The organism is Pseudanabaena sp. PCC 6802 (genome assembly GCF_000332175.1).
In the GTDB taxonomy this organism is placed as follows: Bacteria; Cyanobacteriota; Cyanobacteriia; order Pseudanabaenales; family Pseudanabaenaceae; genus PCC-6802.
The window spans coordinates 1,655,660-1,678,697 of sequence record NZ_KB235914.1 but is presented as its reverse complement, the minus strand read 5'-3'; the positions used below and the strand labels follow the sequence as shown (position 1 = coordinate 1,678,697).

General features: G+C 49.4%; 20 protein-coding genes, 1 tRNA gene, 2 pseudogenes and 1 CRISPR repeat array (1 of these 24 only partly in view). Of the genes and pseudogenes, 15 read left to right on the top strand and 8 right to left on the bottom strand.

Annotation, left to right across the window (positions count from 1 at the left end; all coding sequences use genetic code 11):
* Nucleotides 1–2,964: direct repeats of the CRISPR family, unit length 36 nt; unit sequence GCGATCGAACCTCTGATGCCGCAAGGCGTTGAGCAC (it extends 310 nt beyond the left edge of the window).
* 123 nt (nucleotides 2,965–3,087) lie between these two features.
* Both PSE6802_RS28850 and PSE6802_RS0112805 read left to right on the top strand, forming a co-directional pair.
* Nucleotides 3,088–3,880: pseudogene (locus PSE6802_RS28850) on the top strand (transposase).
* Nucleotides 3,881–4,125: 245 nt separating this feature from the next.
* On the top strand, nucleotides 4,126–4,527 hold the full coding sequence (locus PSE6802_RS0112805; RefSeq protein ID WP_225902674.1) for a hypothetical protein: 402 nt from the start codon (nucleotides 4,126–4,128) through the stop codon (nucleotides 4,525–4,527).
* A gap of 357 nt (nucleotides 4,528–4,884) precedes the next feature.
* On the opposite strand, the gene PSE6802_RS0112800 is transcribed toward PSE6802_RS0112805, so the two are convergent.
* A complete protein-coding gene (locus PSE6802_RS0112800; RefSeq protein WP_019500458.1) occupies nucleotides 4,885–5,397 on the bottom strand; it encodes a methyltransferase family protein in 513 nt (170 codons plus the stop codon).
* Nucleotides 5,398–5,676: 279 nt separating this feature from the next.
* Here PSE6802_RS0112800 and psbA point away from each other — a divergent pair, with 279 nt between their 5' ends.
* The 5 genes from psbA (at nucleotide 5,677) to PSE6802_RS0112775 (ending at nucleotide 12,538) form a co-directional block, all read left to right on the top strand.
* Nucleotides 5,677–6,762, top strand: coding sequence for a photosystem II q(b) protein (gene psbA, locus PSE6802_RS0112795; protein ID WP_019500457.1), 1,086 nt, complete (start codon nucleotides 5,677–5,679; stop codon nucleotides 6,760–6,762).
* A 254-nt stretch (nucleotides 6,763–7,016) separates the two neighbouring features.
* A complete protein-coding gene (gene ilvA, locus PSE6802_RS0112790; protein WP_019500456.1) occupies nucleotides 7,017–8,528 on the top strand; it encodes a threonine ammonia-lyase, biosynthetic in 1,512 nt (503 codons plus the stop codon).
* 79 nt (nucleotides 8,529–8,607) lie between these two features.
* A complete protein-coding gene (locus PSE6802_RS0112785; RefSeq protein WP_019500455.1) occupies nucleotides 8,608–9,351 on the top strand; it encodes a Uma2 family endonuclease in 744 nt (247 codons plus the stop codon).
* Between the two features lie 185 nt (nucleotides 9,352–9,536).
* Nucleotides 9,537–10,904: an NAD-dependent succinate-semialdehyde dehydrogenase gene (locus PSE6802_RS0112780; protein WP_026103270.1), complete on the top strand. Its 1,368-nt coding sequence runs from the start codon at nucleotides 9,537–9,539 to the stop codon at nucleotides 10,902–10,904.
* Complete coding sequence (locus PSE6802_RS0112775; RefSeq protein ID WP_019500453.1) at nucleotides 10,901–12,538, top strand: acetolactate synthase large subunit; 1,638 nt, start codon at nucleotides 10,901–10,903, stop codon at nucleotides 12,536–12,538. Before PSE6802_RS0112780 ends, PSE6802_RS0112775 begins: the two co-directional genes overlap by 4 nt.
* A 262-nt stretch (nucleotides 12,539–12,800) precedes the next feature.
* Here PSE6802_RS0112775 and PSE6802_RS0112770 read toward each other — a convergent pair whose 3' ends face one another.
* On the bottom strand, nucleotides 12,801–13,460 hold the full coding sequence (locus PSE6802_RS0112770) for a DJ-1/PfpI family protein (protein WP_019500452.1): 660 nt from the start codon (nucleotides 13,458–13,460) through the stop codon (nucleotides 12,801–12,803).
* 100 nt (nucleotides 13,461–13,560) lie between these two features.
* Here PSE6802_RS0112770 and PSE6802_RS0112765 point away from each other — a divergent pair, with 100 nt between their 5' ends.
* The 3 genes from PSE6802_RS0112765 to PSE6802_RS28845 all read left to right on the top strand — a co-directional run bounded on the left by PSE6802_RS0112765 (nucleotide 13,561) and on the right by PSE6802_RS28845 (nucleotide 16,374).
* Nucleotides 13,561–14,115 (top strand): TetR/AcrR family transcriptional regulator, encoded by a 555-nt coding sequence (locus tag PSE6802_RS0112765; RefSeq protein WP_019500451.1) that lies wholly within the window; start codon nucleotides 13,561–13,563, stop codon nucleotides 14,113–14,115.
* A gap of 288 nt (nucleotides 14,116–14,403) precedes the next feature.
* Nucleotides 14,404–15,141 carry a type 1 glutamine amidotransferase gene (locus PSE6802_RS0112760; RefSeq protein ID WP_019500450.1) on the top strand — a complete coding sequence of 246 codons (738 nt, stop codon included), beginning with the start codon at nucleotides 14,404–14,406 and terminating at the stop codon, nucleotides 15,139–15,141.
* A gap of 81 nt (nucleotides 15,142–15,222) precedes the next feature.
* On the top strand, nucleotides 15,223–16,374 hold the full coding sequence (locus PSE6802_RS28845; protein WP_019500449.1) for a GTPase: 1,152 nt from the start codon (nucleotides 15,223–15,225) through the stop codon (nucleotides 16,372–16,374).
* A gap of 6 nt (nucleotides 16,375–16,380) precedes the next feature.
* On the opposite strand, the pseudogene PSE6802_RS31970 reads toward PSE6802_RS28845, so the two are convergent.
* From PSE6802_RS31970 to PSE6802_RS0112740, 3 genes and pseudogenes are all read right to left on the bottom strand, one after another.
* Nucleotides 16,381–16,521 (bottom strand): annotated as a pseudogene (locus PSE6802_RS31970) (DUF29 family protein); the annotation flags it as partial.
* Between the two features lie 27 nt (nucleotides 16,522–16,548).
* Nucleotides 16,549–16,836: a hypothetical protein gene (locus PSE6802_RS0112745; protein WP_019500447.1), complete on the bottom strand. Its 288-nt coding sequence runs from the start codon at nucleotides 16,834–16,836 to the stop codon at nucleotides 16,549–16,551.
* A 2-nt stretch (nucleotides 16,837–16,838) separates the two neighbouring features.
* A complete protein-coding gene (locus PSE6802_RS0112740; RefSeq protein ID WP_019500446.1) occupies nucleotides 16,839–17,024 on the bottom strand; it encodes a hypothetical protein in 186 nt (61 codons plus the stop codon).
* Nucleotides 17,025–17,261: 237 nt separating this feature from the next.
* On the opposite strand from PSE6802_RS0112740, the gene folD reads away from it, so the two are divergent.
* The 5 genes from folD (at nucleotide 17,262) to PSE6802_RS0112715 (ending at nucleotide 20,457) form a co-directional block, all read left to right on the top strand.
* Nucleotides 17,262–18,143: a bifunctional methylenetetrahydrofolate dehydrogenase/methenyltetrahydrofolate cyclohydrolase FolD gene (gene folD, locus PSE6802_RS0112735; protein ID WP_019500445.1), complete on the top strand. Its 882-nt coding sequence runs from the start codon at nucleotides 17,262–17,264 to the stop codon at nucleotides 18,141–18,143.
* Entirely contained in the window at nucleotides 18,124–19,074 is a 951-nt protein-coding gene (gene crtE / locus PSE6802_RS0112730) for a geranylgeranyl diphosphate synthase CrtE (protein WP_036945635.1), read from the top strand. The genes folD and crtE overlap by 20 nt, the downstream gene beginning before the upstream one ends.
* Nucleotides 19,075–19,083: 9 nt before the next feature.
* A complete protein-coding gene (locus PSE6802_RS0112725) occupies nucleotides 19,084–19,524 on the top strand; it encodes a divergent PAP2 family protein (protein WP_019500443.1) in 441 nt (146 codons plus the stop codon).
* A gap of 40 nt (nucleotides 19,525–19,564) precedes the next feature.
* Nucleotides 19,565–19,984: a hypothetical protein gene (locus PSE6802_RS0112720; RefSeq protein ID WP_019500442.1), complete on the top strand. Its 420-nt coding sequence runs from the start codon at nucleotides 19,565–19,567 to the stop codon at nucleotides 19,982–19,984.
* 77 nt (nucleotides 19,985–20,061) lie between these two features.
* Nucleotides 20,062–20,457 (top strand): pentapeptide repeat-containing protein, encoded by a 396-nt coding sequence (locus PSE6802_RS0112715; RefSeq protein ID WP_019500441.1) that lies wholly within the window; start codon nucleotides 20,062–20,064, stop codon nucleotides 20,455–20,457.
* A gap of 13 nt (nucleotides 20,458–20,470) precedes the next feature.
* Here the strand turns inward: PSE6802_RS0112715 and PSE6802_RS0112710 are convergent, their stop codons facing one another.
* The 3 genes from PSE6802_RS0112710 to PSE6802_RS0112700 form a co-directional block, all read right to left on the bottom strand.
* Nucleotides 20,471–21,136, bottom strand: coding sequence for a hypothetical protein (locus PSE6802_RS0112710; protein WP_019500440.1), 666 nt, complete (start codon nucleotides 21,134–21,136; stop codon nucleotides 20,471–20,473).
* A gap of 170 nt (nucleotides 21,137–21,306) precedes the next feature.
* Nucleotides 21,307–21,378, bottom strand: a tRNA-Gln gene (locus tag PSE6802_RS0112705).
* Nucleotides 21,379–21,456: 78 nt separating this feature from the next.
* Nucleotides 21,457–23,022, bottom strand: a complete 1,566-nt coding sequence (locus PSE6802_RS0112700) for a tetratricopeptide repeat protein (protein ID WP_019500439.1) — start codon at nucleotides 23,020–23,022, stop codon at nucleotides 21,457–21,459.
* Nucleotides 23,023–23,038 lie beyond the last annotated feature (16 nt).

Genomic DNA, 23,038 nt, shown 5'->3' with positions numbered 1-23,038 from the left:
CGCAAGGCGTTGAGCACGACAGTTACGTGTCTTTGGGTGTAGTTGTAGCCGATGCGATCGAACCTCTGATGCCGCAAGGCGTTGAGCACGGGCTTCTGTTTGTTGCATGTTAAGAAATATTAAGGCGATCGAACCTCTGATGCCGCAAGGCGTTGAGCACGACACTCTGCCGCGCACTATGCAGCTAGCCATAGGAGCGATCGAACCTCTGATGCCGCAAGGCGTTGAGCACTTTCCCAATCGTGAAGATAATACCTGCTTCGATTTGCGATCGAACCTCTGATGCCGCAAGGCGTTGAGCACTGTCTAGGGCTGTGTCTCATCAGTCTCAACTTGAGACGCGATCGAACCTCTGATGCCGCAAGGCGTTGAGCACGGGTATTCTTGAGCGATCGCCCATTGCCTTGATAACGCGATCGAACCTCTGATGCCGCAAGGCGTTGAGCACCCAAAAGGAATACTCAAAGGATCTCAACCTTTTGAACGCGATCGAACCTCTGATGCCGCAAGGCGTTGAGCACTCTTAAGCCCCGTACTAAATCGCTTGCATAGGTCTTGCGATCGAACCTCTGATGCCGCAAGGCGTTGAGCACGCGACAAACTGTTGCCCTCATTTAGCAATAAGAGAGCGATCGAACCTCTGATGCCGCAAGGCGTTGAGCACCAAGCGCTGAAAGCTTTAAGGTTATAGCGATCGTCGCGATCGAACCTCTGATGCCGCAAGGCGTTGAGCACGGTATTATAGAACAAGGATCAATCTTGGAACACCGCGATCGAACCTCTGATGCCGCAAGGCGTTGAGCACTATTTAATGGGAGGATCTGAACCAAATTTCAGCCGCGGCGATCGAACCTCTGATGCCGCAAGGCGTTGAGCACTCTTTCATAATTTTTTCTATGTGCCACTAAGAGAGTGCGATCGAACCTCTGATGCCGCAAGGCGTTGAGCACTAACGACTCTAACCGAAAAGCAAAAGCAATCAATACAGCGATCGAACCTCTGATGCCGCAAGGCGTTGAGCACGAAGATGGTGGTGCTGGTACCCTCCAGATGAGGACGTGCGATCGAACCTCTGATGCCGCAAGGCGTTGAGCACAGATACCTGAAGTATCTCTTTTATGGGCAAGCCCTCCAGCGATCGAACCTCTGATGCCGCAAGGCGTTGAGCACTGGTAAAACAGTCTAGAATAGCGACAGTCAGCACGCGATCGAACCTCTGATGCCGCAAGGCGTTGAGCACAGCAGCAGCACAAATGGTTGATTGCCGAATAGGTGCGATCGAACCTCTGATGCCGCAAGGCGTTGAGCACTAACTCTTTCGGCGTATATCCGTTACCAATCCGCTGCGATCGAACCTCTGATGCCGCAAGGCGTTGAGCACACCAAATACGGAATATCATCATGAGACGATCAAAATGCGATCGAACCTCTGATGCCGCAAGGCGTTGAGCACAAAAAAGTATTGACATATTTCTAAAAGTCTTATATTGCGATCGAACCTCTGATGCCGCAAGGCGTTGAGCACAAGCAAATAGAGCCTTTCAGTTTCTAACGAAGACTTGCGATCGAACCTCTGATGCCGCAAGGCGTTGAGCACTGGGAGAGTTAGGTGATGGATCGATGGTAAGATTTTGCGATCGAACCTCTGATGCCGCAAGGCGTTGAGCACAATCCTCCTTACAGCAATCCTTACCCCTTTGTGGAGCGATCGAACCTCTGATGCCGCAAGGCGTTGAGCACCTAAATGCGGGTAATGTGGATACACCCACCACAGAAGCGATCGAACCTCTGATGCCGCAAGGCGTTGAGCACTCCATAGCCTAACAGCAGCCACATGTGGTATTAGCCGCGATCGAACCTCTGATGCCGCAAGGCGTTGAGCACGGCTAAAAAAATTGATAAATCAATTCGAGAGGATTAGCGATCGAACCTCTGATGCCGCAAGGCGTTGAGCACAAGATCGCTACATGTTCTTGGAAGAGGGTAATCAAGCGATCGAACCTCTGATGCCGCAAGGCGTTGAGCACCTTTTGCACTTAATTTGCTGCCTGCTTTTGCTCGATGCGATCGAACCTCTGATGCCGCAAGGCGTTGAGCACGTGTGGGCTTAGGCGTGTCTAATGACGCTTTTTTGCGATCGAACCTCTGATGCCGCAAGGCGTTGAGCACTTCAGTACAAAGTAGCGGCGATCGGCACTAATGTGGGCGATCGAACCTCTGATGCCGCAAGGCGTTGAGCACAACTTAAATGTCATGGGAGAAGTCACATTGTACTCTGCGATCGAACCTCTGATGCCGCAAGGCGTTGAGCACTGCCTAAATACGCTAGGAGTAGGTCTTTTTATCTGGTTGCGATCGAACCTCTGATGCCGCAAGGCGTTGAGCACGGCACAGAATCGCAATGTGCCTTTGTTGGGTTACCCCGCGATCGAACCTCTGATGCCGCAAGGCGTTGAGCACAATAGTTACGTGCTTTTGGGTGTAGTTGTGGCCGATATGGCGATCGAACCTCTGATGCCGCAAGGCGTTGAGCACTTTCTTAATAGTAGAAGAAACTATGCTTAGCAATAAGCGATCGAACCTCTGATGCCGCAAGGCGTTGAGCACTGCTGGTCGAAGTATTGTTTTTGAAATCTATGTTGCGATCGAACCTCTTATGCCGCAAGGCGTTGAGCACCGGAAATGGATCGCCGAGGTACAGCGGCGCTGGGATGCGATCGAACCTCTGATGCCGCAAGGCGTTGAGCACTAGCCATAAACAGGGATTTCCAGATTGCCTACGAGCGATCGAACCTCTGATGCCGCAAGGCGTTGAGCACTAGCTGATGAAGCTTTACTCAGTTTGCCCAAGGACTGCGATCGAACCTCTGATGCCGCAAGGCGTTGAGCACGAGACTATATCTAACACAAAGCGACAGTAAAAAATTAGCGATCGAACCTCTGATGCCGCAAGGCGTTGAGCACGTTACTTTAACGTGCTGAGAGCCTAACCTGAATAATTCATAAGAAAGAAGAAAGAGAACAAAAAAAGAGCTTGAAACGATTTAGAATCAAGCTCTCTAGAATTTTTAGTACATTCATTTTGCCATGACAGAGTGTAATTCGGAACTGCCCTATGATTTTTACTCACGCCGAGGGCTAGTGGTTCGATTTTCAGGGCTGGAATTAAGTTCAGATGCAGGTATATTGCTTGCTCGTCAAGCGGAAGAACAAGTGCAAGTCTGTCTGGGGATATCAGAGTGTATTGAGGAATGGCGCGACCCCAGCAAAATCACGCATAGCCTGAATCAGTTGGTCAGCCAACAAGTGTATCAACTGGTAGGAGGATATGAAGATGCCAATGATAGTAATGTATTGCGGCACGACCCCATTTACAAAATAGCTTGCGAACGACTGCCAATAGCAGAGCAAGATTTATTGGCAAGCCAAGCAACGATAACGCGACTGGAGAACCATGTCAGCAAAGCGGAAGTGGCAGCGATGCGCCGCCGGATGGTGGATGGATTTATCCAGGGTTACAAGACTGCACCTGAAGAGATTGTGTTAGATATTGACGGCTGGGACGATCCGACGCATGGCCATCAGCAATTGAAAAGCAGATCGCCTCAGTTGCACTACCTTTATTGCCAATCAGTTTCGCTTGCTGCTTTCTCAGGCCGCTTACATTCTGACCATCGCCATTCGCCAAGCTGCGGCTGGAACTCAACTGGCAAACGCTCAGGTAGAGCGCCTCCGCTTGCTCCTGATTAAAGGAGCGGCCAAGGTGACGGTCTCGGCTCGTCGCGTTCTGGTGGAGTTGGCAACGTTCTGTCCTTTTGCCAAGGAACTGCGTCTGATTGCTCAGCGCTTATCCACATCCCAGACTCTGAAATTTGAGTAGCTCTTAGCCTGCATAGGATTAGTGTGTCCATTTGTAGTGAATTTAGGCATTTTTAGCCTTTTCGAGGCATTTGATAGCGCTTGCTCCCTTTCTTACTCTTTACAACTATCCCTATTTCCCAGAATTAGCCAAAATTTGTTTCTCTTCATACACCTCATGAATAATGCAGGTTAGGACGGGGTGCAGGGGTTCCACCGCTGCGTGGGGGTGTGGGGGCTGCGCCCCATGTCCTAATAGATCTGTCTATGGTTATACGATCTCTACCTTCAACGCTAGCTCAGGTTTCAGGGTATGATATGGCTGACGGTTTAAATAAACATATGGTAGAGCGTCCAATTAAAAAATCCGAGCAACAAGCTAAAAACTCCTCTAGTGACGGCGGCGATCGCTTTTCTTCCCAACCTTCAGAACAGCCTCGTGCCGATCGCTCTAGCCGTAGCAAAGACCGCGATCGTGGTAAAGGTGGCAGAGGTAAGGGTGGCAAACCCGAGGAACCAAAAGCGGTAAATCCAGCCTTGATGCGCGGGCCAAAACCTGTCAAAGCTAAGCCCCCAGTTATTGAGGAAGTGACTGAAGCAGAAGCTCAGCCAGAAGCAGAGTCAACCGAGGACAGCCAGGCATTGCCTCAGGAGGCTGAGGCTGAATAGAATGCGCATGCGATGAGTATGGAGTATGGCGGTTTTCAGATCGAAAAGAGTATGGGGTATGGGGCCAGTGCCCCAACAAGGGGTTTCACCCCCAAAAATGTTCTCATATGAAAACCGCTATATATATCTGCTTAGAACTTACTTTGGAGCGCCACGCGGTAGGTTAAACCCGGACTAAAGGAAGTTGTTAGTAAAAGCCAGGGACAAGATGTTGTTGTCTCAATCGAAGCAGATGAAGATACCCGTCATGGCAGCGTAGTGCAAGTGATGGACAAGTTGCACGGCATTGATGGCATTAAGATGGCGATTCGCACTCAAAAGCCGAAGTGAATAATATTCAGAGTTGGCGTGTCAGACTTAATAGATCCAAGGAATTAGTTTTTTGACTCGCGAGCGATAGGCATCATAGTCAGAAAACTTGTTCTTCAGCCAGAATTCTTCTTTTCTAGCTTTGAAGTCCAAAAATAGCAGCAAGAGAATGGCTCCGATCGCGTGAGATAAACTCCATTGCCAGCAACTATAGGCGATCGCTAAAAAAAATACGCCACTATAAATAGGGTGTCTGACAATTCCGTAAACTCCATTGGTAACTAATTCCCCATCGTCCTTGGGGTGGGGCAAGGGTGTAAGATTTGTCCCTAACGCGATCGCTCCCCCAAATAATAGCAATGTGGCAATCAAACTAAAAAGACCAGTCATTATCCAACCCGTGTATTTCCAAATAGGAGACAAACTATCTAGAGCAACAGCAGGATAGACGGGTAACAGGATAAAACCGATGAAGAGAGCGATCTGTGCAATTACCCAGTATTCGCCTCTTTCACCGCGCCACCATTGGGCTGAGAATCCCCATTGTTTGAGTTGATTCATATTCATAGCATTTTCCCTGGTTTATTCGGTAGCGATCGCAGGGGGCACAGCCCCTGTTCTGTCCCCTAACCTCTCTCCTGAGGGAGAAGGGTTAAGAGTGAGGTTTGCCAAACTTCTGAGTCAGGCAAGTTTGCAATACATATATATTACTATAAAGCTATAAAGTAGTTTGGCTTCTAAAACTGATTTGCTGCAAAGCTAAAGTCATTGACATTTATATTCTTTTATAGTTATATAATTATTTGATAAGCTAAATTTCTACTCATACTCTTTGAAATTATGACTACTGCTTTGAAACAGCATAGAAACGATGCCAGTTTATGGGATCGTTTCTGCGATTGGATAACGAGCACGAACAACCGCTTATACATTGGTTGGTTTGGAGTGCTATTGATTCCGACAGCCCTAGCTGCGGCAACGGTGTTTGTACTGGCATTTATTGCCGCTCCTCCAGTTGATATCGATGGTATCCGCGAACCAGTAAGTGGATCGCTGCTTTATGGGAATAATTTGATTACCGCTACGGTCGTTCCGACATCTAATGCGATCGGGCTGCACTTTTACCCCGTTTGGGAAGCCGTCAGTATGGACGAGTGGCTCTATAATGGCGGCCCCTATCAGATGATAATCTTCCACTTTCTCATTGCCATTTATGCCTATTTAGGGCGGCAATGGGAGCTAAGCTACCGACTGGGAATGCGTCCCTGGATTCCCATTGCGTTTTCTGCACCTGCTTCAGCAGCTACAGCCGTATTACTGATCTATCCAATCGGTCAGGGAAGCTTTTCCGATGGCTTGATGTTGGGTATTTCGGGAACCTTCAACTTTATGATCGTGTTTACGGCAGAGCATAACGTACTCATGCATCCTTTCCACATGCTAGGCGTAATCGGGGTGTTTGGGGGAGCCTTATTCTCTGCCATGCACGGTTCTCTAGTCACGTCTTCGCTAATCCGCGAAACAACTGAAGACGAGTCTCAAAATTACGGCTACAAGTTTGGTCAAGAGGAGGAGACGTACAACATCGTTGCTGCTCACGGCTACTTCGGTCGCCTGATTTTCCAATACGCCTCCTTTAACAACTCGCGATCGCTCCATTTCTTCTTGACGGCCTGGCCCGTAATCGGTATCTGGTTTGCTTCGTTGGGTATCAGTACCATGTCTTTCAACCTGAATGGATTTAACTTCAATCAATCCATTCAGGACGCTCGCGGACGTGTAGTTCCTACCTGGGCTGATGTTATCAACAGAGCCAATCTAGGAATTGAAGTAATGCACGAACGTAACGCCCACAATTTCCCACTAGATCTGGCTTTCAGTGAAGTTGAGCCGATCGCGCTAGTCGCTCCGGCTATCCCTAGCTAATCTATAAGATGCCTATGCTCAAGGGGGGCAGTGGCATAGCCTCCGCTTTGGTACTTGGTGCTGTTCCCCTCTTTTGTAGGAAAAGGGTATAGGGATGATGGTTTCAAAACTTCTGCTTGAGGGTGAGTTGGTAAAATTAAGAGCGATCGGCGTTGGTTGAATTGGGCTGATGGTGACGTTTTGATTCATTGTGGCGATTAACCGCTATAGAGTAAAATTGTCTCTCATACGGCATTTGCTCGCTTTTTGACTCCATGTTTTGCGACTACCTGGTACAGATCCTGACTGCCCGCGTCTATGATGTGGCGCAAGAGTCACCGCTTGAATGCGCTCCTAACCTCTCTAAACGACTGCATAACAAACTCCTGCTCAAGCGCGAGGACATGCAGTCGGTTTTTTCATTTAAGTTGCGCGGCGCTTACAACAAAATGGCAAACCTACCGCCGGATTTGCTCAAACAGGGTGTTATTGCTGCCTCGGCAGGAAATCACGCTCAGGGCGTGGCTTTAGGGGCATCTCGACTGGGGACAAGGGCAATTATTGTGATGCCCATAACTACACCGCAGGTGAAAGTGGACGCGGTGAAAGCGCTCGGGGCAGAGGTGGTTTTGCATGGCGATACCTACGACGATGCCTATGCCCATGCCCGACTATTGGAAGAAGAAAAGGGCTTGACTTTCATTCATCCTTTTGACGATCCAGATGTAATTGCGGGGCAGGGCACGATCGGGATGGAGATTCTGCGGCAGTGCCAGCAACCTATCCATGCTATTTTTGTCGCGATCGGCGGAGGCGGTCTAATCTCAGGAATTGCCGCCTACGTCAAACGCTTGCATCCTGAAATTAAAATTATTGGCGTGGAGCCAGTCGATGCCGATGCCATGCACCAATCCCTTCAGGCGGGTCATCGAGTGCGTCTGGCTAATGTGGGCTTATTCGCGGATGGCGTGGCAGTCCGCCAGGTGGGAGAAGAAACCTTTCGCCTCTGCCAAGAGTACGTCGATGAGATTATTCTGGTCGATACTGACGATACCTGTGCCGCAATTAAAGATGTATTTGAAGATACGCGCTCGATTTTAGAGCCAGCCGGGGCTTTAGCGATCGCTGGAGCCAAAGCCTATGTAGAGCGCGAACAAATCCAGGATAAAACCTTAGTGGCTGTGGCCTGCGGTGCCAATATGAATTTCGATCGCCTGCGCTTTGTGGCTGAACGCGCTGAGTTTGGCGAACGCCGCGAGGCTATCTTTGCCGTGGAAATTCCCGAGCAGCCGGGTAGCCTGCGTCGGTTTTGTGAATGCCTGGGCAAGCGTAACTTGACTGAATTCAGTTATCGCATTGCCGATAAAGAAGAAGCGCATATTTTTGTGGGGTTGCAAATTCAGAACCGTGCCGATGCGATCGCGATGGTGAAAACATTCGAGTCGCGCGGCTTCAAAACCATCGACCTCACGGATGACGAACTAACCAAATTGCATCTCCGCCACATGGTGGGCGGCCATTCCTCCTTGGCACACGACGAACTCCTCTATCGGTTTGAGTTCCCCGAACGACCGGGCGCGCTCATGAAGTTCGTCAACTCCATGAGTCCCAACTGGAATATCAGCATGTTCCACTATCGCAACAACGGTGCCGATTACGGACGCATTGTTGTAGGGATGCAGGTACCTCCGGCTGAGATGGCGGAGTGGCAGGCATTTCTCGATACCCTCGGCTATCGTTATTGGGATGAAAGCCAGAACCCCGCCTATAAGCTGTTTTTGGGCTAGCACAACGATCCTGGCACCGATTGGGGCTTGGTGGCGATCGCCTATAATTTAGTATATCCAGGACGATTGAGGTTTGCTCATGCTTCAGATAGACCTGAAAAACCTGCCCACCACGGATGAACTCCCAGATTCTGACGATACACCTGTGGATAACGAAGACCAGAATCTACTACCTAATATCTTGTTATTTCTGCTCAAAGCGATCTGGGCACAGCGGATGGATTGGTACTTTGGCGTAGATATGGCAGTTTATCACACCACAGGAAACAATCCCCGCATTCCTGTGGTTCCCGATGCCTTTTTGAGCATTGGCGTGGAGCGTAAAAAAGGAGGCAAATCCCGCAAAAGCTATGCCGTGTGGGAAGAAGCTGAGGTTGTCCCGATTATGGTATTGGAAATGGTGTCGCAAACCCCTAGAGGGGAGTACGGCACAAAGATGAACATCTATGCCAAGCTAGGGGTGCTGTACTATGTGGTGTATAACCCAGAGTATTGGCAACAGAGCCAGCATCAGCCGTTTGAAGTTTACAAGCTGACAGGGGGCAAATATCAGCTACAGAAGGGGGAGCCGTACTGGATGCCAGAGGTGGGATTAGGCATTGGCCGAAGTCAGGTGATGTTCGATCGCGAGTTGCAAGAGCAGTTAGCCTGGTTTGATGTCAAGGGCGATCGCTACCTCACTGCAGAAGAGCGAGCCGCAGACGAACGACAACGCGCAGATACGGAGCGACAACGCGCCGAAGCCGAGCGACGACGACGCGAACAATTAGAGGCATTTTTGCGATCGCAAGGATTCGATCCGGATCGCCTCCCCGAAGATTAGAGGCGATCGTCAACAATTTTTCTAGTATTTGCAGGGGGGCGATCGCTCGGACTTAAGGAAGGCTAACTGCGTTGCCTCCTACCTCTAAAATGTTCGCCGCAAGCATTAAGTTTTGTAACTATTCCGTTCCCAATCTGATTAAAAGGAGTGGAATAGAGAAAGACAGGGTTTATGAGGATGAGGGTATGGCTATTGCTTCCATCAACCCGACCACAGGAGAAACGCTAAAGACTTTTACGCCATTGACTGATGCAGAAATTGCCGCCAAGTTAGACAATGCCGAGCGGGCTTTTTCCACCTACAGACAGACAAACTTTGCCCAAAGAGGTGAATGGCTCAACAACGCTGCCAAGATTTTGGAGACAAATAAGCAGCAGTACGCAGAAATAATGACCCTGGAAATGGGCAAACCAATTAATTCTGCGATCGCTGAAGTCGAAAAATGCGCGCTTGTGTGTCGTTACTATGCCGAACATGCTGCCCAATTTCTAGCAGATGTTGCCATTGCCACGGATGCCAGTCATAGCTACGTGCGCTATCAACCACTGGGAATTATTCTGGCAGTGATGCCTTGGAACTTCCCACTTTGGCAGGTATTTCGATTTGCCGCGCCAGCACTAATGGCGGGTAATGTGGGTTTGCTCAAACACGCTTCTAACGTACCGCAGTCCGCCTTAGCAATTGAAGCGGTTTTGCTAGAGGCAGGATTTCCGCCCGGCGTATTCCAAACCTTGCTAGTTGGAGCCGATCGCGTTGCCAATTTGCTCAAAGATCCGCGCGTAAAGGCAGCGACACTGACGGGTAGCGAGGCAGCAGGGCAAAGTCTGGCTTCCATTGCCAGCCACGAGTTGAAAAAGACGGTTTTGGAACTAGGTGGCAGCGATCCATTCATCGTACTCAAAAGCGCCGATCTGGAATTGGCCGCGAGTACTGCTGTCACGGCAAGAATGCTGAATAACGGACAGTCTTGCATTGCGGCGAAGCGCTTTATTGTTGAAGAGGCGATCGCTGATGCCTTTACGGAACTGTTAGTACAGAAGTTTCAAGCCCTGAAAGTGGGCGATCCGCTTCTACCGGAAACTAATATCGGGCCACTGGCAACACCACAAATGTTGACAGATCTGCATAAACAGGTACAGTTATCCATTCAGCAAGGATGTAAGGTTCTATTGGGTGGCGAGCCACTGAGCGATCGCGCTGGAAATTTTTATCCTCCTACGATCCTGACGAATATCCCTCCCACTAGTGTTGCCTATGACGAGGAATTGTTTGGTCCAGTCGCGGCTCTATTTCGGGTACCGAATTTAGATATGGCAATTAAAATTGCCAACGATACTTCCTTTGGTTTGGGCGCTAGCGTCTGGACAAATGACCTACAGGAACAGGAACGCGCGATCGCGGAGATAGAAGCAGGTGCCGTGTTCGTTAATGGCATGGTCAAGTCCGATCCCAGGATGCCGTTTGGTGGCGTGAAGCGATCGGGTTACGGGCGCGAGTTAGGGCTTCATGGTATTCAAGAATTCGTCAATATTAAAACGGTGTGGGTTAAATGAACACAGCAGAGCTATTGGTACGTTGTTTGGAAAATGAAGGCGTAGAGTATATTTTCGGCCTGCCTGGCGAGGAGAATATGGAGGTGCTGAAGGCACTCTCTAAATCCTCGATTCGATTTATCACCACCCGTCACGAGCAGGGTGCGGCATTTATGGCAGATGTCTATGGCAGGCTGACGAGCAAGCCTGGCGTGTGTCTATCTACTCTGGGACCTGGCGCTACTAACTTAATGACTGGCGTTGCCGACGCGGATCTCGATTGCGCGCCGTTGGTGGCAATTACGGGTCAGGTGGGCACGGATAGAATGCATATTGAATCGCATCAGTACCTCGATCTAGTGGCGTTGTTTGAACCGATCACGAAATGGAACGCCCAAATTGTGCGCCCCAGCATTACGCCGGAAATCGTGCGCAAAGCATTTAAAGTATCGCAATCTGAAAAACCCGGTGCCGTTCACATTGACCTGCCTGAAAACATCGCAGCGATGGAAGTTGAAGGCGCTCCACTTTGCACGACGGATACGGGTAAAATCTATGCTTCCTACCGCAGTCTGGGCGAAGCGGCAGTATTAGTCTCTAAAGCCAAAAATCCCTTAATCCTGGCTGGTAATGGGACAATTCGCTCCCAAGCGAGCGAAGTACTGACGGAATTTGCCACGCGGCTTAATATTCCGGTGGTGAATACGTTTATGGGTAAAGGAGTGATTCCCTACACCCATCCCCTGGCACTATGGACGATGGGATTGCAGCAACGCGATTTCATTACCTGTGCGTTTGAGGAAACCGACCTAGTGATCGCGATCGGCTACGATCTGATTGAGTTTTCACCCAAGAAATGGAATTTCACTGGCAAGGTGCCAATTATCCACATTGGTGAGACGCCCGCAGAAGTAGATAGCAGTTACGTCCCCACCGTGGAAGTAGTAGGCGATATCTCAGATGCGCTGATTGAAATCTTGCATCGTGCCGATCGCTCTGGCAAGCCGGAACCCCATGCGGTGCATTTGCGCACCAGTATTCGCGCCGACTACGAGCAATACGCCCGTGATGAGGGATTTCCCGTCAAACCCCAAAAAATCGTCTATGACGTGCGGCAGGTGATGGGTCCAGACGATATCGTGATTTGCGATGTGGGTGCCCACAAGATGTGGATGGCACGACACTACCACTGCGATCGCCCCAACACCTGCATTATCTCTAACGGATTTGCGGCCATGGGCATTGCAATTCCGGGTGCGATCGCGGCCAAACTAGTTTATCCAAATCGCAAGGTGATTGCGGTAACGGGTGATGGTGGATTCATGATGAACATGCAGGAACTGGAAACCGCCGTTCGCATCGGTACGCCATTCGTAACGCTGATCTTTAACGATGGTGGTTATGGCTTGATTGAATGGAAACAACAAGTTCACTATGGCGAGTCGGCATTCATCCAATTTGGCAATCCCGATTTCGTTAAGCTAGCGGACAGCATGGGACTCAAAGGTTATCGCATTGAATCTACAATCGATCTGGTGCCGACGCTCAAAGAGGCATTAGAGCAGTCAGTTCCGACCATTATTGACTGTCCGGTGGACTATCGCGAGAATCTATTATTCACGCGGAAGTCAACCGATCAGAGTTGTGCGATTTAGGTTGCCAATCATCATACTGCCCAGAAACTGAATTATCCCAAATCTGCACCCATTATAGCGCTTTGCAATTGAGAACGGGTTTTATTGATGGGGTGAAGGGGTAGAACCCCTTCTTGGGGGCAACGCCCCCAAACCCCCTTCTCGTTTTCATCTGAAAACCGCTATATCTCTGTATTGCCTGGCGACTAGAAGTCGCGGCTACACGAGCAAAGTCTGCCTTCGCAGACTCTGAGAAAAGGGGCTAACAAGCCAGAATTTGGTATTAATTGGCGATCTCGATGTCGTGACGATATAACTCGTAGGCTTGTTGATATTCCATGGTGCGAGCGACATCCTGGATGAAGGCATCGTCATACCCGGCGCGCTTGAGCAGATAGAATCCCATTTCCATTCCTGAAGAAATCCCTCCCGCCGTAATGATGCGCCCTGCATCTACAACTCTGGCACGGCTAATGCGACAAGCAGGTGCGATCGCCGCGAGTCTATCCAATGGCACTTTTCCCATTGCTGAGGCTTCTAAGCGATCCGGTTCCTTGCGATTGGTGGCTGGCAGCCCATCTAACAATCCCATTTTGCCGTAAATCCAAGATCCAGTGCAAACGCTTGTCAGCAAGCACGATTCCGGTAACTGGCGAATAAAATTATGCAAATTTTTATTGTGCAGCTCCTGGCGCGTGCCAAATCCACCTGGAATCAAAAATGCATCCATGTCCGGGCGATCGCTAAAGCCGTAATTGGGCATTACGGTAAACCCTGCCTGGGTTTGAACTGGGCGTAGATTCTCTGCGATTAGGAAAGCATCTAGCTCTGGATCGAACCGCCGCGCTACCGAAAACACGCCATAGGGTGCAGCATAGTCAACGATTTCGGCATCTTTAAAAACATAAATCCCCAAACGAAAGCCAGCAATCTTGTGAGACATGAATTTTTCCTGGTGTTGAATAATTTACCGAAGCTTTGTTACAATTAACTTACTGAACGTTCGTTAAAATGTCAAGCCTGCAATTCACCTGATTCCCCCAATGTCTAGAGAGAAACTTGTCGGTCAACTAGTGGATGTATTTCGCGTGTATGGATATGACGGAGCTAGTCTAACCAACATTGCTAAAGCGACGGGCGTGGGTAAAACCAATCTTTATCACTATTTCCCAGGCGGCAAGCAGGAGATGGCAGAAGCTGCGCTCGAACGAGTCGACCTGTGGCTGGAGACAAGTATTTTGGCTAATTTGAATAGCAAGGCAAAGCCGATCGACAAACTACAGACCATGTGCGAGCAAGTGAAGCAATTTTTTAACGAAGGGCATAACTCCTGTCTATGGGCAGTTTTGGCATTGGGTAGATCTAGCAACGATTTGTTTCACCAGCAGATCGGGCGATCGCTCTGCCAATGGATCGAAGCGATCGCATCCGTATTAGAAGAGGCCGGGCTAGAAAATCGGTTAGCAAAATATCGTGCTGAAGATGCAGTTTTACGAATTCAGGGGGCTTTAGTATTGGTACGAGGACTCGATCGCACCGAGCCTTTTCTGCGGCTTATGCAGACTTTACCGCTGGAATTGTTAAAAAGCGATCGGTAGCGATTTCGACAATGGTGGAATGGTAGCTTTCGCAACATGCGGATTTATACCCATTATTCAAAATAGAACTATGCGTTAATTTATAGCCGTATGCAGATCTGTTAGGACAGGGGGTGTGGGGCACAGCGCCCACGCACCGTCCTGAGCCTGTTGAATGCAGCTATATATAGTGGCCTGCGATCGTTCGCCCTTACCGCAATCTGTAGAAAATTGGTATAACATGGGCGAGTGCGTGCTGACTTAAAGGGGATTCTGTCCCTCCCAAGCTGGTTAGTTGTTCTGAATGATATGCTCGATAAAAAACATAAGCTCCGTGTCTTACTCCTGCAAATTCGCAACGAACAAAAAGTACGCTGCGAGGAACTTGCCAGCTTTGCCCGCCACACTGGTCTACATGTGTCGCAAATTGATGTATTGAACGTCTTCGATACGCCAGACTTTCCCATCCACAGCGCTGAAACCTACGATGCTCTCTTTGTCGGTGGTGCTAGCGAAGCTAGCGTTCTAGAACCCGAAAACTATAGCTTTCTTACCCCCAGCCAGAATCTTCTGCGCCATTGCGTTGAGTCGGATATTCCCGTTTTTGCTTCCTGCTTTGGGTTTCAACTGGCAACAGTAGCTTTGGGCGGCAAGATCCTGCGCGACGAGCGAGATTTTGAAATGGGAACGATTCCCATCCAGCTCACTGGATCGGCCACCAGCGATCCCCTTTTGTGCGATACTCCCGATCCCTTCCTTGCTGTTTCCGTACACCGCGAGCGCGCCGTACGAGCACCAGCAGGCTGTCAGCCTCTAGCTTATACATCTGCTTGTTGCCATGCTTTTCGCGTTACGGATAAGCCATTTTGGGCATTCCAATTTCACCCTGAAGTAGATCGCGCCACGTTGGTAGAACGCCTGACTATTTACAAACACAAGTACACTGAGAGCGACGATCAACTCCAATCAGTGTTGGATAGCGCGGCTGAAACACCAGAATCCCACCGCCTTTTAGCCAAGTTTGTCGAGCGCATATTAATTCGCTAACGGCTCAAATTATTTGCTCAGGACTAAATCAGCCTAAAATATATAGTCTGATTTGCCAATCCCCATATTGTACTTAGTTCTATGTCGCAACAATCAGACCGCGTTAACCGTGAGGTTGCTAGCTCTTTCTTTGAAAGCAGCCATGCCCGATTTGAAGAAGAGATGCAAGATGGTCTAGATACGTTAAATATAATCGTGATTGGTAGAGTTAGCTCCGGTAAAAGCTCCCTCATTAATGCTTTACTGGGCAAGGTTCGTAAGAATTCCTTATTTAAAGTCAGAGCAGAATCTGGCGTAACGCAAAAAGTACAGTGTCTCCGCCTCAACGATCGCGTCCGGTTAATCGACTCACCTGGCCTGGATGACGTGCGCGCCGACCATAGCAGTATTACGCGCAAGTTCCTCGAACGGGTTGACGTAGGCATCCTGGTTGTGGATGGTTCCTCTGATGCCAGACAAAAGCAACATTTAGACGATCTGCGGCGGCAATGCGCCCACGTATTTGTGGTATTCAACAAAATTGATGAGTATGACAAGTGGCAGCCTATTGTCTTAGAACGTGTTATTGCACAATGGAAACAGGATTTGGGCGTTGAGACCATCTACCCTACTTGTGCTTTTGGTTACGATCCTGAAGTTAACTATGCCATGCAGTTAGACATTCGTGGCGTTGATGTTCTGAGGGCGGATATAGAGAGCCTCCTGCAGCAAAGATGGCAAGATATCGTCAATGCCCGTGCCTTTAGCGAAACCAGAACCGCGATCCTCGATATTATTGCTAAGGCAATGGTGAAGCTGGCAGAGCAGGCACTAAAGCCGCAGTCCAGCCCCTACATACTCGGTACGCTGGCGATCGCCGTCACCGAGATCCAGCATTTATTCCACGGTAAAACTCCCTCGGGAGCGGAAACCAGAAAGATCATGGCATTGCTGGCATCGGGCGAACCATGCGCCTGGGGGTTCCTGTGGGTTGGCGGCTCGTCGCCGCATCTGAGTCTGGATATTCCCACCACTAGGGATGCGATCGCCGATGGTTTAGCCATGTTGCTCACCCTGGTTGAAATGTTGCGCCAGCAAGTAAAATTCACCCAAGGCAATGGCGAAGCAGAGTTAGCGCGACATCTTAATACCGTTGTCACTAGTTTGACCGAGACAACTCCAGACAAATGGCAGGAGCGATCGTTCTGGCTGGGTTTATTGCCAACATTGCTAGAACCCACTCAGGTAATTTAACTCTCTCCCCAACGACTCCACCTCTTCAATTAAATTCTCGATATCCAGATTCTGAAAATCTCGCGATTTCAGCTTGGCAACCGTATCTTCTACCCAGAGCAGGATGTCTTGCTCGTAAAGCGATCGCGCTTTTACTATTTCCGTCATAGCTTTTATCCTCTTTACCTGACTCTTTTAGGTTTCTAGCTCATCAGGCAAGCTCTCTAACTCATTTGCAATTAGATCTTGCAAGTCGTCGCCACAATGGGCTTGCAAGTGGATCACCGATGCTGTTAGCTCAGCTAAAACATCCGTTGTCTGGTCGCGACTCAGGCTTGATAGCTGAAGTTGATGAATTAGCGCAAGAATATTTTGACATTCCACACCTAGCTCTGCTACAAGCGTACTCAGGGTCGTATTTTTGATTGCCGTTGGACGATACGCTTGAAGTATTAGATCTATAGGTAGCTCAGTCGCTTGCATAGTTATTTCCCTAGTCTTTTTTGTGCTTGTTGAATACCCTTTTCAAAGGCACGAATCTCGACTTGCCAATGCCGAATCAGCCCTAGATCCGGAACGTCTTTTTCTAGCTCTCTTTTAATTTTATCTTCATGCTCAGCTATGCGCTTGTTTAAAGATCTGATAGCTTTTTCATGATTTTTCTTTCCCATTTCAAACTGGCGTAATACTTCCTTTATTTGGCAAGAGCTTAGATATTGCCTACTGCTACTAGTTACATGGCACTAGCTATGATTTTAGCTTCCGCCTACCGATATGATTTAGGAGGCAGAAGCAACATGTAGCGATTGTTATAGCTTAAATTCAAGCGCTGGCTGTAAACCCTTAAAATATATAAGCATTTTGATTCCAGATAACAGCTTAATTTACCGCTCGAAACCACTCAAAACATGACATCTGCACAAATAATTGATGGCAAGGCACTAGCAAAGCGCATGCAGGCAGAAATGGGCGATCGCATCGCCCAATGGCGATCGCAATTCGGACGCGCCCCAGGGTTAGCCGTTCTGATGGTAGGCGATAATCCCGCCAGCGCCGCCTATGTCAAGAATAAGGAGCTAGCCTGCCAGCGTATAGGGATGCAGTCGTTCGGGCAGCACTTCCCCACCAGCGTCACGCAAGCCGAACTGGAACAGGCGATCGCTCAGCTCAACCAGGACGATCGCGTTGATGGCATTCTGGTGCAGTTGCCCTTGCCGGAACATCTCGACGCGATCGCGCTGCTCAATACAATTCACCCCGATAAAGATGCGGATGGATTGCACCCCTACAATATGGGCAAGCTCATGCGCGGCGAAGTGGGTTTGCAAAGCTGCACGCCTGCGGGTGTAATGCAATTGCTGCAAACTGCCAATATTGAAGTGGCAGGCAAGACAGCCGTGGTAATTGGACGCAGTATTTTAGTGGGCAAACCCGTTGCCATGTTGCTTTTGCAAGCTAATGCCACGGTGATTATGGCGCACTCTCGCACCGAGGATCTCAAAGCCACGACCAGGAGTGCCGATATCCTGATTGCCGCAGTGGGCAAACCCGAGTTAGTCACGCGCGATATGGTCAAGCCGGGGGCAGTAGTAATTGACGTGGGGATCAATCGCATTACTGACTACGAGGGTAATTCGCGCCTGGTTGGCGATGTTGACTTTGAGGGCGCAAGCCAGGTTGCGTCGCACATTACACCCGTTCCGGGAGGAGTTGGGCCGATGACTGTGACCATGTTGATGCACAATACTATTTGGAGTTATTGTCGGCGATATGGCACAGCATACAATTGACATGTCAACAAATACATTCAATCTAGAAAACTACCTCAAAGCCGCTAAGGTCGATGTAGAAGCGGCTCTGGATGCTTCGATTCAAGTTGTCTATCCCGAAAAAGTGTACGAAGCAATGCGGTACTCGCTGATGGCGGGGGGGAAACGACTGCGCCCCATCTTGTGCCTGGCTGCCTATGAGGCAATTGGCGGCGATTCCCAGGGGGATGCGTCCCGCCGCGATGAAGCGCTTCGGGTTGCCATGCCCACCGCCTGCGCCATGGAAATGGTACATACCATGTCATTGATCCATGATGACCTGCCTGCGATGGACAACGACGATTATCGTCGCGGTAAGCTTACCAACCATAAGGTATATGGAGAAGACATTGCAATTCTGGCGGGTGATGCTCTTCTTGCCTATGCCTTTGAGTTTATTGCCGATCGCACTGCTGGAGTACCAGCCGAGCGCGTGATTAATGTTGTGAAGCGGTTGGGGCATGCCATTGCTGCTACGGGTCTGGTTGGCGGTCAAGTGGTCGATCTCGAATGCGAGGGAAAGACGGATACTACGGCAGAAACTCTTACCTTTATTCACATGCACAAGACGGCAGCACTGCTGGAAGCATGCGTTACTTGTGGTGCAGTCCTGGCGGGTGCATCTGGGGCCGATCTAGCCAAGCTATCCACCTACGCTCAGAATATCGGTCTGGCATTCCAGATTATTGACGATATCCTTGATATGACTGCCACTACCGAGCAACTTGGTAAAACCGCAGGGAAAGATGTTGCTGCCCAAAAAGTGACTTATCCTAGTTTGTGGGGTATACCAACATCACAACAAAAAGCTGAGGAACTCGTAAATACTGCCAAAGCCGAATTGCAAAGCTTTGGTAGTGCTGCTATCCCGTTAATGGCGCTGGCAGACTATATAACAGCACGCGATCGCTAAACAAAAACTATGCACTCCTTCAAGGAAATCGTTGATAATAGAGTACTATTGATTGCCCTTGCTGCCAGTCTCACAGCCCAACTATTGAAGCTGTTGATTTTGTTCGTGCAGTCTGGGCAAATCAAGCTCCACGTTCTCGTGGAGACTGGGGGTATGCCTAGCTCTCACTCAGCTTTGGTTGCTGCTTTAGCAGTAGGTATTGCCAGAACCCAAGGTTGGGACAGCCCGCAATTTGCGATCGCTTCGGTATTTGCCTTTATTGTCATGTACGATGCGGCTGGCATTAGACTAGCCGCAGGTAAGCAAGCCAAAGTGATCAATCAAATTGTCGTGGAAGTATTTGAAGAAGATCGCGAAATCGATCCGCTGAAAGAATTGCTCGGTCACACGCCCATCCAGGTCCTGGTCGGAGCGATCTTAGGTGTTGGTCTGATGTTCTGGCTGTTGTAACCCAACCCTCGTAACCTAACTACTATTACCCGATAAAACCATGGAACCCGCTATCAGTTATTACTTTCCACTTAATCCTCCCTACTTTTTATTTGGAGCTTCTCTGCTAGCTGGTTTAGCCTGTGGCAAAGCATTTGAATCGACTTTGCGTCAGTTAGTACAAGCATGGACGCAAAACCGTTCTTCCCGCAATCTACTCAATCTCAAGGGGATGCCTGTCAAGCTACCCTACATTGGTATTACTATATGTGTTGGGGTATTTCTCAGTTCTGGTTTAGAGATTTTTGGATTTCCACCTGACTTTGCCTACAAAGTTGCAGTACCGCTAACTATTGGCAGCGCTTCTTTTGTATGGCGACAGTTAGGCAAGCTCCTGGTAGAACTAGAGCGCGGCGGATCGGCAGCTATGGATCTGGATATCTATGAGGAAATTGAGAATTACAAAGAGAAGAGAAAATAGTATCTCGCATTGCTATCTGGATCGCATTTAACATCACACATTACTCGTAGGGCGATCGCCACCTAGATAACAAAAACATGGAAACCAGTGATTTCTTGAGTTTGTATAGATCTGGGCGCAAGGAATTTCCTTCTATCGATCTGAGTGGAGCCAATTTGTGCAATGTGGACTTGCACAAAGTTAACTTGAGTTGGGCAAGGTTGTATAAAGCTAACTTAGCTGATGCTAAGCTCACCAGAGCTAATCTCGTGGGGGCAGATCTCAGTGGTGCGGATTTAAAGGGAGCGGATTTGCATAGGGCGAATTTGCGTAAAGCTAACTTAAAGGGAGCAGATCTGCGCAGGGCAGATCTGCGCGACAGCGATCTCAGAGGCGCTGACCTGAGTTGGGCATACCTGCAAGGTGCAGAACTAGAAGGTGCAATTATGCTGGACACTAAGTTGCATAAAGCAGTTTGGAAGACTGGCAATTAACTAACTGCCTGTATTAAATTCGATCTAGGCAGTGATTGGGCAGAAATGCCGACCAGCCATTATCAAGCTGAACGCGACAACTTACACTAATTACTTGAGAAACAGTACCGCTAAGGTTGGCATATTGCGGTCGGAGGTTGTTAACGCGGACGCGATCTCCAACTTTAAAGGCTGTCTCATCTTCAATCAAAATGCCGTTCTCACTCTTGGGTGGCACTCTTGATGGCTTGGATTCGCGTGTATGGGGATGCGCGATCGGATGAAATGTGAGCGATGCCGCTTTCTGCTCGCCAATTTGATAGTTGTGCCCCCGCGCTTGAATTAGTTGGATGCGATCTACCTCAAAATTAGTTAGATAATGAACTAGCGCCTCTGCCTCCATTTCCATTGCATCGGCAATATCGCCGATCGGTATAGGATAGCTCCAGAAATTTTCACCAATCTCATCTTTAGCCAGATCCTGCCAGGTATTGAAAAGCTTTTGGGCAAATTCAGCTTGGCTCAGCTTGGGCGATATGGTTTGAGGGACAGGAGCGCGCGCGGATATATCAGCTCTAGCATGTTCCTGGTGCTGCATTTCGGTTAGCAATTCCTGGGCATGGGGATCGCCCTGCTCGCTAAGGGTAAGCAGGTAAATCTGGATCTGCTTAAATAATTCCTCACTGATTGCAATTGCCATGATCTTTATCCTCAGCTATCTGAGGTGATTTCGACGAGGCGACCGGACAACTACGCCAAGTGCATAACTTGTGTCTAACTTACCCTAATTTGCCCTAATTGCCCAAAATGTGTAGTAAATGCTTAACGGTTATTAATTATCCGTAACAAACCTGGAAAATAGAAGTTAAACTGGGGTGCAAGGATTCGAACCTCGGAATGGCGGGACCAAAACCCGCTGCCTTACCGCTTGGCGACACCCCAATGCTTTAGCTTTACGCTTGACAAGCTTTACAAATATATCAAAGATTGGCTGCGGTTTGTCAACTCAAGATCGCAAATTTACTGTTGTTGTGACTGGGGCGTGCCTTGTAAAGCCTGCAAAGCTTGCTGAGTGCGATTAACCCACTCGGTACTGTTGGCAGCCTGATATAGCCTCAAAGCTTCTTTGTAAGAGCCGATCGCCAGCTTAACCTCTCCTTGTGCTGCATAAAGAGCACCTAAGCCAAAATGGGCATTGGCAAAATCTGGTTTGAGTTCGATCGCTTTGCTATAGGAAGCCTGTGCCTCCTTCATATTTCCTTGTTCGGCATAGGCTAAACCTAAGATCGTGTAATCCACCCATAGCTCCTCTTTGCCCAGCGCGATCGCTCGGTTCAAAGCCTCAATTGCACCAATTGGGTTACCCTGCGCCCGCAGGAGATTGCCCAAATTACTATAGGCAACTCCATTTTTGGGATCGAATTCTATGGCTTTGCGGAAGGCGGCGATCGCCTCGGTCGGTTTATCGAGATCGGACAAGGCGCGGCCTAAGTTATTATAGGCAGCGGCATAGTTAGGGGTGAGTTGAATCGCCTGCCGATAGGCGGCGATCGCGTCCTCTAGCCTGCCTTCGCGGCGGAGAGCCAACCCCAAACCGTTGTAAGCAGTAGCGGACTTAGGGTTGATAACAACGCTGCGACGGAAAGCTGTAATTGCCTCGGCGGTTTTTCCATCCTGGAGCAGAGCATTACCAAGGGCGGCAAAGGCGTTATCGTTTTGTCGGTCTAATTCCGTAGCCTTGCGATAAGCCTCGATCGCTTCCGCAATCTTGCCATCAGCTACCAAAGCAATCCCTAAGTTGTAGAGGAGGTTGGGGAATTTCTCGTCTAGCTCGATCGCTCGTTTGTAAGCGGCGATCGAACCCGCATAGTCCTTTTGCTCGTACAAAGCTACGCCCAGGGAATACTGAGCCACAACGTTTTTTGGTGCTAGCTTGACTGCTTCGCGAAACGCTTCTACCGCACCCTTGGTATCGCCTTGACGGCGCAATGCTGAACCCAGTCCGCTATAGGCAGTGGCATAGCTACGATCGAGTGCGACCGCTTTTTGAAAAGCCGCCACCGCTGCCTTGAGATCGCCTCGTCCCTCCTCAGCCAAACCCAGATTGTAATAAGTCGGTGCCAGGCTAGACTCTTCCTTACTCAACTCGATCGCTTTTTTGTAAGCGTCGGCGGCAGCGCTCATATTGCCTTTTTTATATAGGGCAATACCCAGACCGTAATAGGCAGGCGTGTACGAGCGATCGATTTGCAGCGCCCGACGATGGGCAGCGATCGCGCCATCTAGATCTCCCTGTTGCCGTAGCGTTACGCCTAGACCGTAGTGGGCAGGGACGAAGTTGGCATCAATGGCGATCGCTTGTCGATACAGTCTGGCAGCCTCTGTCAGCCTGTTTTGCTCCCTACGAGCATTTGCCCGTTCCACCACAGCCGCAACCGAATCTGCAGGGGGTCTGGTTGCTGGAACTGGAGGTCGAGCATTTTGTGCCAAAAGTGCCGTATCTGTTAGGGGAAGGGCTAAAGGGAGAGTACTGCCCAGCAGAGCAATACTAAAAACAGAGAGTTGGATCGGGGCTTTCTCGATCATGTGAAATATAAAATTT

Bases quoted from the DNA above. Each gene is read 5' to 3' on its own strand.
- PSE6802_RS0112805 (WP_225902674.1), top strand. From the start codon at position 4,126: ATGGTTATACGATCTCTACCTTCAACGCTAGCTCAGGTTTCAGGGTAT.
- PSE6802_RS0112800 (WP_019500458.1), bottom strand. From the start codon at position 5,397: ATGAATCAACTCAAACAATGGGGATTCTCAGCCCAATGGTGGCGCGGT.
- psbA (WP_019500457.1), top strand. From the start codon at position 5,677: ATGACTACTGCTTTGAAACAGCATAGAAACGATGCCAGTTTATGGGAT.
- ilvA (WP_019500456.1), top strand. From the start codon at position 7,017: ATGTTTTGCGACTACCTGGTACAGATCCTGACTGCCCGCGTCTATGAT.
- PSE6802_RS0112785 (WP_019500455.1), top strand. From the start codon at position 8,608: ATGCTTCAGATAGACCTGAAAAACCTGCCCACCACGGATGAACTCCCA.
- PSE6802_RS0112780 (WP_026103270.1), top strand. From the start codon at position 9,537: ATGGCTATTGCTTCCATCAACCCGACCACAGGAGAAACGCTAAAGACT.
- PSE6802_RS0112775 (WP_019500453.1), top strand. From the start codon at position 10,901: ATGAACACAGCAGAGCTATTGGTACGTTGTTTGGAAAATGAAGGCGTA.
- PSE6802_RS0112770 (WP_019500452.1), bottom strand. From the start codon at position 13,460: ATGTCTCACAAGATTGCTGGCTTTCGTTTGGGGATTTATGTTTTTAAA.
- PSE6802_RS0112765 (WP_019500451.1), top strand. From the start codon at position 13,561: ATGTCTAGAGAGAAACTTGTCGGTCAACTAGTGGATGTATTTCGCGTG.
- PSE6802_RS0112760 (WP_019500450.1), top strand. From the start codon at position 14,404: ATGCTCGATAAAAAACATAAGCTCCGTGTCTTACTCCTGCAAATTCGC.
- PSE6802_RS28845 (WP_019500449.1), top strand. From the start codon at position 15,223: ATGTCGCAACAATCAGACCGCGTTAACCGTGAGGTTGCTAGCTCTTTC.
- PSE6802_RS0112745 (WP_019500447.1), bottom strand. From the start codon at position 16,836: ATGCAAGCGACTGAGCTACCTATAGATCTAATACTTCAAGCGTATCGT.
- PSE6802_RS0112740 (WP_019500446.1), bottom strand. From the start codon at position 17,024: ATGGGAAAGAAAAATCATGAAAAAGCTATCAGATCTTTAAACAAGCGC.
- folD (WP_019500445.1), top strand. From the start codon at position 17,262: ATGACATCTGCACAAATAATTGATGGCAAGGCACTAGCAAAGCGCATG.
- crtE (WP_036945635.1), top strand. From the start codon at position 18,124: ATGGCACAGCATACAATTGACATGTCAACAAATACATTCAATCTAGAA.
- PSE6802_RS0112725 (WP_019500443.1), top strand. From the start codon at position 19,084: ATGCACTCCTTCAAGGAAATCGTTGATAATAGAGTACTATTGATTGCC.
- PSE6802_RS0112720 (WP_019500442.1), top strand. From the start codon at position 19,565: ATGGAACCCGCTATCAGTTATTACTTTCCACTTAATCCTCCCTACTTT.
- PSE6802_RS0112715 (WP_019500441.1), top strand. From the start codon at position 20,062: ATGGAAACCAGTGATTTCTTGAGTTTGTATAGATCTGGGCGCAAGGAA.
- PSE6802_RS0112710 (WP_019500440.1), bottom strand. From the start codon at position 21,136: ATGGCAATTGCAATCAGTGAGGAATTATTTAAGCAGATCCAGATTTAC.
- PSE6802_RS0112700 (WP_019500439.1), bottom strand. From the start codon at position 23,022: ATGATCGAGAAAGCCCCGATCCAACTCTCTGTTTTTAGTATTGCTCTG.